We start from the raw sequence: 11,799 nt of genomic DNA, 5'->3' as shown, positions 1-11,799 counted from the left end.
ATGTACTTTTCGGTAACGATCAGCTTGAAGTGCGTCGTCGACGGCTGGAGAACACTTTCGATCACCTCGCGGACGGGGAGGCGGCTTTCGGGCTTGACCTGATCGTCGGAGGGCTTCCAATGGACGCCATGAAGAGGTTCTGCCGATGAGCGAAACTGCGACAGGGCAAATCGCCCGCGAAGGCATGGTCTGGATACCCGGCGGCACCTTCCTGATGGGGTCGGACAGCCACTATCCCGAAGAGGCGCCGGCCCATCGGGTCAAGGTCGACGGCTTCTGGATGGACAAGTTCACCGTCACCAATGACCATTTCGAGCGTTTCGTGGCCGCAACCGGTTACATCACGCTTGCCGAGCGTCCCGCCAATCCGGCCGATTACCCCGGTGCTCTGCCCGAACTCCTGGCGCCTTCCTCGTGCATGTTCAAGAAGCCGTCTGGTCCCGTTGACCTCAGCAATCACTACAATTGGTGGGTCTACGTGCCCGGTGCGGACTGGCGCCATCCGCGCGGGCCGGCAAGCACCATCAGGAGGCTCGGCAGCCATCCCGTCGTGCATGTCGCCTACGAGGACGTGGAGGCCTATGCGAAATGGATCGGCAAGGCGTTGCCGACGGAAGCCGAGTGGGAGTTCGCCGCGCGCGGAGGCCTCGAAGGGGCGGAATATGTATGGGGAGACGAAATTACGCCGGGCGGCAACCACATGGCGAACATCTGGCAAGGCGATTTTCCTCACCAGAATACGCTCGGCGATGGTTTCGAATATACGGCTCCGGTCGGCTCGTTTCCGGCCAACGGCTACGGTCTCCACGACATGGCCGGCAACGTCTGGCAATGGACGACCGATTGGTACCAAGAGCACGGCGTGATCAACAGCCCTTGCTGTACCGCCACTAATCCGCGCGGCGGCGATCGCGATGGCAGCTATGACCCGCGCCAACCCGATGTGAGAATCCCGCGCAAGGTGACCAAGGGCGGCTCGCATCTGTGCGCGCCGAATTACTGCCGTCGCTATCGCCCGGCTGCACGCATGGCGCAGCCGGTAGACACCTCAATTTCGCATCTAGGATTCCGCTGCATCGTTCGCGGAGACGCGGAGGGTCGCTAGCGCGTCTGTCACCTCCGCCGCATCGCTTCGGAAAGCGCTGCGCCGAAGGATCCTTGCCCGGCCTGGTCCCCGCGAGGAGGCTTGCCGTTGTTTTTGGGCGCGTGGGCGCCGGTCGCCGCCGGCTTGGCCATGGACTTCGGCCGATCGGGAACCTGCCCGTCTCTGCGCATGGAAAGGCTGATGCGCTTGCGCGGCACGTCGACCTCCAGCACCCGCACCTTCACGACATCTCCCGCCTTGACCACATCGTGGGCGTCCTTGACGAAACGATCCGCGAGCTGGGAGACGTGAACCAGACCGTCCTGGTGCACGCCGATATCCACGAAAGCGCCGAACGCCGCCACATTGGTGACCGTGCCTTCAAGCAGCATGCCGGGTTTCAGGTCCTTGATGTCGTCGACGCCGTCGGCGAATGTCGCCGTCTTGAAGTGCGGGCGTGGATCCCGTCCCGGCTTTTCGAATTCGAGCAGGATATCCTTCACCGTCGGCAGGCCGAAACGCTCGTCGACGAAGCGCTTCGGGTCAAGCGTTTTCAGGATGGCGCCGTCGCCCATGATGGCGCGGATGTCGCGGCCGCATGCGGCGACGATCTTCTTTGCGACCGGATAGGCTTCCGGGTGGATCGACGAGGCATCGAGCGGCTCCGCGCCGTCCCTGATGCGCAGGAAGCCGGCACATTGCTCGAACGTGCGGGCGCCGAGCCGGGGTACCGAAAGCAGATCCCTGCGGCTGGCATAGGGTCCCTCGGCGTCGCGGCGCAAAACGATGGCTTCTGCGGTCGACTGGCCAAGGCCCGAAACCCGCACGAGCAGGGGAACGGAAGCCGTGTTCAGGTCGACGCCAACCGCGTTGACGGCATCCTCGACCACGGCGTCCAGCGCTTTCGCCAGGCGATACTGGTCCACGTCGTGCTGGTATTGGCCGACGCCGATCGATTTCGGCTCGACCTTGACCAGTTCGGCAAGCGGATCCTGCAGGCGGCGCGCGATAGAAACGGCGCCGCGCAGCGAAACGTCGAGATTGGGAAATTCGGCCGCTGCTGTTTCGGAGGCTGAATAGACCGAAGCGCCGGCTTCTGAAACCGTGACCTTGGTCGGCCTTGGCGATGGCATGTCGGCCAAAAGATCGGCGACGAGCTTCTCGGTTTCCCGGCTCGCCGTGCCGTTCCCAATAGCGATCAGCTCGATCTTGTGGGAGGCGATGAGCCTCGCGAGTTCGGCCTGCGCGCCACGGATGTCGTTTTTCGGCTGGAAAGGATAGATCGTGGCCGTTTCAAGCAGCTTTCCGGTCTGGTCGATGGCCGCGACCTTGACCCCCGTGCGGATGCCGGGATCGAGGCCGAGCGTCGGGCGGGTGCCGGCGGGTGCGGCCAAAAGCAGATCCTTCAGATTGCGCGAGAACACGCGGATGGCCTCTTCCTCGGCCCGTTCGCGCAGTTCGCGCATCAGATCCAGCGACAGTTGCAGCGACAGTTTCACCCGCCATGTCCAGCCCGCGACATCGCGCAGCCAGCCATCGGCCAGACCGGAGCCGATCTGATAGGCGGCCGCAATCTTGCGTTCCACCGGCTTGTTCGGCGACGCGACATCAGCGTCGATCTCGATGGCGACGCTCAGGATGTCTTCGTTGCGCCCTCTCAGGATGGCGAGCGCCCTGTGGCTCGGAACCGTCGACCACTTTTCGGAATATGCGAAATAGTCGGAGAACTTCGCGCCGGCTTCCGCCTTGCCGTCGAGCACTTTTGACGTAACGATGGCGTTTTCCTTCATATAGGTGCGCAGGTTGCCCAGCAGTTCGGCGTTCTCCGCCATCTGTTCGGCGATGATGTCGCGCGCGCCTTCAAGCGCTGCTTTCGCATCAGCGACCTCGCCCGTCACATAGGCTTGCGCAACGCCATGCGGGTCGAGCGAGCGGTCGGCAAGAATGGCTTCCGCCAGAGGTCCAAGACCTCTCTCGCGGGCGATCTCGGCCTTGGTGCGGCGCTTCGGCCGATATGGCAGGTAGAGATCTTCGAGTTCGGCCTTGGTTGCGGCGCCGGCGATTTTTCCGGCCAGATCGTCGGTCATCTTGCCTTGGCTAATGATCTCTTCGCAGATCGCCTGACGCCGTGCCTCAAGTTCGCGCAGATAACCGAGCCGCTCGGCCAGATTGCGCAACTGCGTATCGTCGAGACCGCCGGTAACCTCCTTGCGGTAGCGCGCCACGAACGGCACGGTCGCACCTTCGTCGAGCAGCCCGATCGCCGCCGAAACCTGAGACGGGCTGGCGCCGATCTCGGAAGCGATTGCGGTTACGATCTTCATCTCTGTCTTCATTGTCATCCCGAAGCAAAAAAGTGGACCATAGGGAGGGGAGTGTAGCCGAGATATGGCGATCGGCGTGTCTCCACAATAGATTCGGGCGTGTTTGGACGGCGAAACGCGAGCCGGCGCGATATGCGATAGACGCATCCGTGCGCTTCGCCGCCCGCTGAAACTGGTGATTGCGGTTGGCTGTTGGAGAAAAAGGGGCGGCCGGTCTCTGTTCCATCTAAGTAGAGCGAGCGGGTTGTGCGCCGTCGACTGACTTGATTGGACATATCGGCATCCCGGTGAGAATATCGTTTTTCAGGCAATTCTAGGGGGTTATCAACAATACTTGTTTTGATCACTGAAGGGAAAATCCATTATGGCACTGTGGCAGCCCGATCCTTCATTCTATCCTTCGCCCAGAATGGCCGCCAAGGCAGCGAAAGAGACGCTCGCCTACGTGGCGTCCTTCGATCCCGACCGCAAGAAACCTGACGCGATCGCCGTGGTCGATGTCGATCCCAAATCCCCTTCCTATTCCCGGATCGTCGGCCAGGTTGATATGCCGAACGCAGGCGACGAGCTGCATCATTTCGGCTGGAATGCCTGCTCGTCCTGCCTTTGCCCCAATGCGCCGCATCCCCACATGGAGCGCCGCTATCTCGTCGTGCCCGGCCTGCGTTCGTCGCGGCTGCACATCATCGACACCAAGCCCGACCCCAAGAACCCGAAGATCGTCAGGGTGATTGAGCCTGAAGAGATCGCGGAGAAGGCCGGTTATTCGCGCTTGCACACCACGCATTGCGGACCCGAGGGAATATACGTCAACGCGCTGGGCAACGCGGAAGGCAAGGCGCCGGGCGGCATATTCCTGCTCGATCCCGTCAGCTTCGATGTGCTTGGCCAGTGGGAGATGGACCGCGGACCGCAAAAGCTCGCCTATGATTTCTGGTGGCATCTCGGCCACGACACAATGGTTACGAGCGAATGGGGAACCCCTGACACGTTCGAGAACGGGCTGGTGCCGGAGATCCTGCTCGGCAGCAAATATGGACGCAGGCTGCATTTCTGGGACCTGCACAAACGCAAGCATCTGCAGGAGATCGACTTCGGCGAGGAACACCAGCTGGTGTTCGAACTGCGCCCGGCGCACGATCCGACCAAGGCATACGGCTTCGTCGGCTGCGTCATCAGCCTGAAGGACCTGTCGGCCTCGATCTGGACCTGGTACCGCGAAGGCGACAAATGGGCGGTGAAAAAGGTGATCGAAATTCCGGCCGAGCCGGCCGACCCGGATTTGCTGCCGCCAGTGCTGAAAGGCTTTAAGGCCGTCGCCCCGCTGGTCACTGACATCGACCTGTCGATGGACGATCGGTTCCTCTACGTTTCCTGCTGGGGCACGGGAGACATGATCCAGTACGATGTGTCGGACCCGTTCAGTCCAAAGGAGACCGGCAGGGTTCGCATCGGCGGCATCGTCTCCCGCGCGACCCATGCCAAGGCAACGAACGGTGCGCTCAATGGCGGCCCGCAGATGGTCGAGATCAGCCGTGATGGAAAGCGGGTCTATTTCACCAATTCGCTCTACGGACCCATTGATCCGCAGTTCTACCCCGAAGGCATCGACGGCTGGATGGTGAAGCTGCATGTCGGGGAGAATGGCGGTATCACGTTCGATGAGAACTTTTTCGTCGACTGGCCGAAAGGGCATCGGCCGCATCAGGTGCGTCTGGAGGGTGGCGATTGCTCGTCCGATTCCTATTGCTACCCCTGATGCCGACACGAACGGTTGCGTGAATGAACTCCGTCTCGCCCTGGCTGGTGCTTGCCGGCCTCGGCGCCTTTCACGGCCTCAACCCCGCCATGGGATGGCTGTTTGCTGTCGCACTGGGGCTGCACAGGAAAAGCCGCAAGATCGTGCTGATGTCGCTGGCTCCAATCGCGATAGGGCACACGGTTTCGATCGCGGTGGTTGCCGTGGTGGTGGTGGCGCTTGGCTTCTTCGTGGACCAGCGCCCGCTGGAGATCGCGGCCGGCGTGCTGCTTATCGGCTGGGCCATCTACCACATGGCCTACGGTCACCGTCATCGCGTCCGGATCGGCATGCAAACCGGCATGGCAGGACTTGGGGTCTGGTCCTTCCTGATGGCGAGCGCTCACGGCGCCGGCCTCATGCTGGTGCCTGTGCTCATACCGCTTTGTCTGTCGGGAAGTCCCGCACAGGAACTGACGGCAGCGGGATCGCTGCCGATCGCGCTCGCGGCGGTCGGCACCCACATGGCGGCAATGCTCGCCGTTATCCTGGCGATCGCGATCAGCGTCTATGAGTGGCTGGGCCTTTCATTCCTGCGCCGCGGATGGATCAACCTCGATCTCATCTGGACCGCCGCCCTCGTCATCACCGGCTTGATCCTGATCATGTGAGTGCGGCGCAAAACAGTTTGAAACCCTGAGAGTTGTCGATGCGGATTGTCCTATGAGAGTTGCCGCGCCTTCAGCACGGACACCGCATCCTCGCTGTTGTGGATGTAGTCGTTGGCGTCAGGCTGCCTCTGGACGAGCAGTATGAACAAAAGGTCGGTCAGCGTCAGTTGCGCGTCGCGCGCTGTGATCGAGGAGGACCGCACGCGATCCTCATCAGCAATGGTGTAGAGGATGACATTGGCGACCCGGCTCAACGGATTGTCGCTCATCGAGGTGACAACCACGACCGCGGCTTCCCGCTGCCGCGCCAATTCCGCAATCCGCAATGTCTCGATGCTGGCGCCCGAGTGCGAAAGCGCGAACATGACGTCCTTGGCGGTAAGTGTCGACGCGCTCGCCATCTGCACATGGCTGTCGCTGTCGTGCATGACGTTGCGGCCAAGTTTCATCAGCTTGTAGGAAAAGTCGCGCGCGACAAGCGACGAGGCGCCGACGCCGGCGAGGTGTATGCGGTCGGCCTCGTCGAGCAGTTTCAGAACCTTGCCGATGTTCTGTTCGCTGTTGGCAGAAATCGTCTGCTGCATCGAGGCGAGCTTACTGGCCACCAGCTTTTGCAGGACGGCGATGTAGCCGTCGCCCCGTTCGATCGTCCCGTGGACCATGCCCGCCGGCACGCTCCATTCCTGCGCCTTTGCCTCGCTGACGGCGAGTTTCAGGTCCTGGTAGCCGGCGTAACCGAGCTTCTGCGAAAACTTCACCACGCTCGACTGGCTGCGCCCGGTCTCTTCCGCCAGCGCGGCCGAGGAAAGGCGCAACATCTGGTCCGGATTGTCGACGATGAACTGGCCGATCTGCCGATCGGCCGGAGCCATGGTGTCCAGCGTGGCCTGGATCTTCCTGAGGATCGACATCTCATCTTTTCCCATTGGCGACAGTGCCGCCGGCAATCACCGAAATAGGAATAAAATATTCCAACCGAGATTGACAGTGGAGAATACTGGATCAACTCTCCCGGGCGAGGGGTGGTGGGGTCGAGTCGACCCGGCAAGGGCTGCCGGCCCGCCGAATGATTGGTAAGGCCTCATGGACAAGTTGCGGATCGTCGGCGGGCAAAGGCTGCAAGGGGCGGTCACCATCTCCGGCGCCAAGAACGCCGCCCTGCCGCAGATCGCCGCCTCCCTGCTCAGTCCTCATCCACTCGAACTGACTAACCTTCCATCGGTCACCGACGTCGACAACATGTTGGGCGTCGTAGCGTTGCATGGCGCCAGCGTCAGCCGCGCCGCCCATTCAGCCGTCATCGACACAAGTTCCGCAGTCTCCAAGGAGACCAGCTACGATACGGTGCGCAAGATGCGGGCGACGGTGCTGGTGCTTGGGCCGCTGCTGGCGCGGTTCGGCCATGCGCGGGTATCGCTGCCTGGCGGCTGCGCGATCGGCGCCCGCCCGGTCGATATACATGTGAAGACGCTGGCCGCGCTGGGCGCCGACATCGGCATCCAGAACGGGCTGATCGTCGCCGCCGCGCCGAACGGACTGACAGGCGGCCGCGTGGTGCTGAGTTCTCCGTCCGTCGGCGCGACCGAGACGGCGATGATGGCTGCGACGACGGCCAAAGGCGAGACCGAAATCGTCAACGCAGCGCGTGAGCCTGAGGTGGCCGATCTCGCAGCCTGCCTGATTGCCATGGGCGCGCGCATCGAGGGCGCCGGTACCCATCGCATCCTGGTCGAAGGTTCGACAACATGGCGGGCGGCGACACATCACACGATCCCCGACCGCATCGAGGCCGGCACCTATGCGATTGCCGCAGCCATCACCGGTGGGCAGCTTGAACTTACCCATGCGCGGCTCGAGCATCTTGCTTCCGTCGTGCAAACGCTCGAGGCGACCGGGGTCACGGTGTGGCCGGGTGACCGGGGGCTGATCGTTTCGCGTGATGGCCCGTTGAAGAGCGTCGACATAACCACCGAACCCTATCCGGGTTTTCCGACGGACTTGCAGGCGCAATTCATGGCGCTGATGTGCTGCGCTGAAGGTGCCGCCCTGTTGCGCGAGACGGTCTTCGAAAACCGCTTCATGCATGTGCCCGAACTGATGCGGCTTGGCGCCAACATCACCTTGCAGGGAACCACCGCACTTGTGCGCGGCGGCGCTCCGCTGCATGGGGCGCAGGTCATGGCGACGGACCTTCGCGCCTCGGTCTCGCTGGTGCTCGCGGCACTTGTCGCGAATGGCGAGACAGTCATCAACCGGGTCTATCACCTGGACCGCGGCTACGAGGAACTTGACCGCAAGCTGCGCCTGTGCGGCGCGACGATCGAGCGGGTAGCCGGATGAGCGCCGATTCCGGGTCGCATTTCTATCTCGGGGTCGATGGCGGCGGCACCGGTTGCCGCGCCCGCATCGAGGATGGGGAGGGCACGCTGCTCGGGCAGGGTTTGTCCGGGCCGGCAACCACGCGGCTCGGCATCGACGAGGCCTGGGCTTCCATCTCGCGGGCGTTCGGAGCCGCGGTCGGCGAAGCGGGTTTAGGCGCCAGCGAACTGGCGCGCACCCATGTCGGCATCGGACTCGCCGGCATTGGCCGCAAGGGGGCCATGGAGGCATTGCAGGCGATCCCGCATCCCTTCGCGCGGGTCACCTTTGTCAGCGATGCCGTTGGCGCCTGCCTCGGCGCGCATTCCGGACAGGATGGAGCCATCGTCATCGCCGGCACTGGCTCGATCGGCATCGGCTTCGTCGAAGGCAAGGATCTGCGTGTCGGCGGCTACGGCTTTCCGATTTCCGACGAGGGCAGCGGCGCCGATCTCGGCCTGAAGGCCGTGCAGCTCGCCTTGCGTGCCCATGACGGCCGTCACGACCGTTCAGCGCTGCTTGCCGAAGTGATGCACCGCTTCCAGGACGATCCCATGGAGGCGGTGGCCTGGATGGATCGTTCAACCGCGACGGACTACGCCGCCCTGGCCCCAATGGTGATGCGGCATGCCGACCAGGGCGATGCCGCCGGGCGGCGGATCGTGCAATCGGCAGCCGAGCAGATCGATGCGCTGGTGCGTGCGCTGTTCGATCAGGGCGCGCCCCGCGTGACCCTGCTCGGCGGCCTTTCTTCTCCGCTCGAACCCTGGCTTTCGCCCGACGTGCGCCGCCGGCTGAAGCCTGCTGATGGCGACGCTGTTTCCGGCGCCATCATCCTGGCAAAAGGTCATCAAAGAGGCTCCGCAGAATTGGAATGAAATATTCCAATTCTTATTGACCGAATGAATATTCCATTCTAAATCGTTAACGAGACCTTGAAGCGGCCGGTCGCAAGCCGGTTTGATACGGGGCTCAGACCAAGTCGGCCGAGAAGGCATCAGCGACCGCAAGCCATCGCGGTCCTGTGCCGTAAGCCGCGAGATTGCGGCCGGATCGGACTTGGCCGTAACAATTGATGGGTGAGTGGCCAGGTGTTGGAACGCGCTTTGATCGCCGAGCTGGAGCAATTGGTTTCCGAGGACCGGAATCCACGCACCATGGACATCGACCTGCTGCCGACGGCAGACATCCTGCGCAAGATCAACGACGAAGACAAAACCGTCGCCGCTGCCGTCGAAAAGGTCATTCCCGAGATAGCGGCTGCGGTCGATCGCATCGTGATCGCTTTTCAGAATGGTGCGCGGCTGATCTATATGGGCGCCGGAACCAGCGGGCGGCTTGGCGTCCTTGATGCCTCCGAATGTCCGCCAACCTTTCGTGTGCCGGCCGGCATGGTCGTCGGCCTCATCGCCGGCGGACCGAAGGCCCTCGTGAGCGCCACGGAAGGTGCTGAGGACAGCCAGCAGAAGGGCCGCGAAGCGCTGGAGGAAATCAACCTCACCGCCGCCGACGTCGTGGTCGGCATCGCGGCCAGCGGCCGTACCCCTTACGTGATCGGTGGGCTGGATTATGCCAGGAAGATCGGCGCAACGACTGTCGCGCTCTCCTGCAATCCGGGTTCCACCATCGCGGCGGCCGCCGACATCGCCATCTCGCCGGTGGTCGGGCCCGAGGTGTTGACCGGCTCGACGCGCATGAAGTCGGGAACGGCGGAAAAACTGGTGCTGAACATGCTGACGACGGCGAGCATGATCCGCATCGGCAAAACTTACCAGAATCTCATGGTCGACCTGCATGCCAGCAACAGGAAGCTGGTCGCGCGAGCTGCCCGTATTGTCACACAGGCGACCGGCTGCACGCTCGAAGAGGCGCGCGCCGCGCTCGACAAGACAGGCAATGACGTGAAGCTGGCAATCCTGATAACACTGACGGGAATGAGTCTGGCCGAAGCGCGGAGCGCCCTTGAGGGCGCCGGCGGATTTCTGAGACGAGCAATCGAGGAAGGCGGCTCCGCCACGCGGTGAGCACTGCCTGTTTAAACTGTGACGAACTGAACCACGGGAGGATTCAATGATAAAAGAACGTACAAAGACGCATTTTTCGGCAATCGCCATGGCGGCGATGCTTGGAGTTTCGGCACTCGCCGCACCCGCCAATGCGGAGACCTTGCGCATGGCCTGGGCGCAGGATGCGACCGGCCTCGACCCGCACAAGCAGGCTGCCTTTTCGTCGATCCGCCTGCTCGAATTGATCTATGAGCCGCTGGTGCGGCTCAACGCCAATCTGCAGATCATCCCAGGCATCGCCACTTCCTGGGCGTTCTCGCCGGACGGCAAGGAACTGACCTTCAAGCTCGACCCGAAAGCAAAATTCCAGAATGGCGCGGCGGTGACGTCCGCCGACGTCAAAGCCTCGTTCGAGCGCATTCTGGACGAAAAGACCGGTGCGGTGAACCGTGCCAACTACTCCTCCGTCGCCAGCATCGAGGCGCCCGACGCCGGCACCGTCATCTTCAAGCTGTCGCAGCCCGATGTGCCGATCCTCACCGCCATGACGGACACCAATTCGTCGATCCTGCCGGCCAGCGAGATCGCCGCCGGTACGATCGGCACCACCGCCATCGGCTCCGGCCCGTTCAAGCTCGACAAGTGGGACCCGAACTCCAAGGAAGTGCTGAGCGCCAACAAGGATTGGGCCGGCGGACCGACTGGTGTCGACGGCATCGAGATCAGCGTACTTCCCGACGAGTCGGCTATCCTTGCGGCAATGCGCGCCGGTCAGGTGGATTTCGCTCTCTTGAACGATCCGCTGATCGCCACGCTGGTGCCGCGCGAAGCCACTCTCCAGCTCAACCGCGCGCCGGCGCTAGCCTATCACGTGCTGCAGCTCAACCCGTCGCGCAAGCCGATGACGGAGCTTGCCGTGCGTCAGGCAATTTCCTGCGCCGTCGACCGGCAGGCGGTTCTCGATACCGCGGCGCTGGGTGAAGGCAAGGTCACCGGACCGCTGACCATGCCTTTCTTCGCCAGCGATCCGAACGGCTTGTTCTGCTACAAGCGCGACGTCGAGAAGGCCAAGAAGCTGATGGCCGACGCAGGCGTTGCTGACGGCTTCACCGCGACGGTCATCGCCGCCACCGGCGAACCGCCGACAGCTGCCGCCGAAGCACAGGTCCTTCAAGCCCAACTCGCCGAGATCGGTATCAAGCTCGACATCAAGATGATGGAGCTCAACGTATATGTCGACACCTGGCTGAAGGGCGACTTCGACATGGCCGTGGCGCTCAACGGCGGCCGGCCCGACCCGTATACGATGTATAACCGCTACTGGACCAAGACTGGCAATCTGCAAAAGGTTTCCAACTTCGCCGACGATGAAATCGACAGCCTGATGCAGCAGGGCCGCGCCGAAACCGATGCGGAGAAGCGCAAGGCGATCTTCAACGCTTTCGAGACGCGGCTCGCCGAACAGTCGCCCTGGGTCTGGCTCTACACATCCTATGGCTACACGGCGCAGCAGAAGAGCGTGCAGGGCTTTGTCCCGATGCCAACAGGCTCGATGTTCAGCCTCGCCAAGGTCACCGTCCAGCGCTAGCCGATACGGGACAGAACTGAACCGCCATGA

Annotated in this window: 9 protein-coding genes; 7 read left to right on the top strand and 2 right to left on the bottom strand. The window is 62.7% G+C overall.

Annotation, left to right across the window (positions count from 1 at the left end; all coding sequences use genetic code 11):
* Positions 1-145 precede the first annotated feature (145 nt).
* Positions 146-1,105, top strand: coding sequence for a formylglycine-generating enzyme family protein (locus tag F3H98_RS03105; protein ID WP_244621580.1), 960 nt, complete (start codon positions 146-148; stop codon positions 1,103-1,105).
* Positions 1,106-1,113: 8 nt separating this feature from the next.
* Here F3H98_RS03105 and F3H98_RS03100 read toward each other — a convergent pair whose 3' ends face one another.
* Entirely contained in the window at positions 1,114-3,408 is a 2,295-nt protein-coding gene (locus F3H98_RS03100) for a Tex family protein (protein ID WP_425294800.1), read from the bottom strand.
* A gap of 364 nt (positions 3,409-3,772) precedes the next feature.
* On the opposite strand from F3H98_RS03100, the gene F3H98_RS03095 reads away from it, so the two are divergent.
* Together F3H98_RS03095 and F3H98_RS03090 are read left to right on the top strand one after the other, a co-directional pair.
* Positions 3,773-5,167: a selenium-binding family protein gene (locus F3H98_RS03095; protein ID WP_149758127.1), complete on the top strand. Its 1,395-nt coding sequence runs from the start codon at positions 3,773-3,775 to the stop codon at positions 5,165-5,167.
* A gap of 23 nt (positions 5,168-5,190) precedes the next feature.
* Complete coding sequence (locus tag F3H98_RS03090) at positions 5,191-5,817, top strand: hypothetical protein (RefSeq protein ID WP_149758125.1); 627 nt, start codon at positions 5,191-5,193, stop codon at positions 5,815-5,817.
* Between the two features lie 50 nt (positions 5,818-5,867).
* Here the strand turns inward: F3H98_RS03090 and F3H98_RS03085 are convergent, their stop codons facing one another.
* Positions 5,868-6,728: a MurR/RpiR family transcriptional regulator gene (locus F3H98_RS03085; protein ID WP_149758123.1), complete on the bottom strand. Its 861-nt coding sequence runs from the start codon at positions 6,726-6,728 to the stop codon at positions 5,868-5,870.
* Between the two features lie 172 nt (positions 6,729-6,900).
* On the opposite strand from F3H98_RS03085, the gene murA reads away from it, so the two are divergent.
* The 4 genes from murA (at position 6,901) to F3H98_RS03065 (ending at position 11,769) form a co-directional block, all read left to right on the top strand.
* Positions 6,901-8,157 (top strand): UDP-N-acetylglucosamine 1-carboxyvinyltransferase, encoded by a 1,257-nt coding sequence (murA, locus tag F3H98_RS03080; RefSeq protein WP_149758121.1) that lies wholly within the window; start codon positions 6,901-6,903, stop codon positions 8,155-8,157.
* Positions 8,154-9,053 carry a glucosamine kinase nucleotide-binding domain-containing protein gene (locus F3H98_RS03075; RefSeq protein WP_149758119.1) on the top strand — a complete coding sequence of 300 codons (900 nt, stop codon included), beginning with the start codon at positions 8,154-8,156 and terminating at the stop codon, positions 9,051-9,053. The genes murA and F3H98_RS03075 overlap by 4 nt, the downstream gene beginning before the upstream one ends.
* Before the next feature lie 213 nt (positions 9,054-9,266).
* Entirely contained in the window at positions 9,267-10,199 is a 933-nt protein-coding gene (gene murQ, locus F3H98_RS03070) for an N-acetylmuramic acid 6-phosphate etherase (protein WP_149758117.1), read from the top strand.
* 46 nt (positions 10,200-10,245) lie between these two features.
* Positions 10,246-11,769, top strand: a complete 1,524-nt coding sequence (locus tag F3H98_RS03065) for an ABC transporter substrate-binding protein (protein WP_149758114.1) — start codon at positions 10,246-10,248, stop codon at positions 11,767-11,769.
* Positions 11,770-11,799 lie beyond the last annotated feature (30 nt).

Source organism: Neomesorhizobium albiziae (assembly GCF_900114255.1).
Taxonomy (GTDB): domain Bacteria; phylum Pseudomonadota; class Alphaproteobacteria; order Rhizobiales; family Rhizobiaceae; genus Neomesorhizobium; species Neomesorhizobium albiziae.
This window is presented reverse-complemented; position numbering and strand designations above follow the sequence as displayed.

Bases quoted from the DNA above. Each gene is read 5' to 3' on its own strand.
- F3H98_RS03095 (WP_149758127.1), top strand. From the start codon at position 3,773: ATGGCACTGTGGCAGCCCGATCCTTCATTCTATCCTTCGCCCAGAATG.
- F3H98_RS03075 (WP_149758119.1), top strand. From the start codon at position 8,154: ATGAGCGCCGATTCCGGGTCGCATTTCTATCTCGGGGTCGATGGCGGC.
- F3H98_RS03090 (WP_149758125.1), top strand. From the start codon at position 5,191: ATGAACTCCGTCTCGCCCTGGCTGGTGCTTGCCGGCCTCGGCGCCTTT.
- F3H98_RS03085 (WP_149758123.1), bottom strand. From the start codon at position 6,728: ATGTCGATCCTCAGGAAGATCCAGGCCACGCTGGACACCATGGCTCCG.
- F3H98_RS03105 (WP_244621580.1), top strand. From the start codon at position 146: ATGAGCGAAACTGCGACAGGGCAAATCGCCCGCGAAGGCATGGTCTGG.
- F3H98_RS03065 (WP_149758114.1), top strand. From the start codon at position 10,246: ATGATAAAAGAACGTACAAAGACGCATTTTTCGGCAATCGCCATGGCG.
- F3H98_RS03100 (WP_425294800.1), bottom strand. From the start codon at position 3,408: ATGAAGATCGTAACCGCAATCGCTTCCGAGATCGGCGCCAGCCCGTCT.
- murA (WP_149758121.1), top strand. From the start codon at position 6,901: ATGGACAAGTTGCGGATCGTCGGCGGGCAAAGGCTGCAAGGGGCGGTC.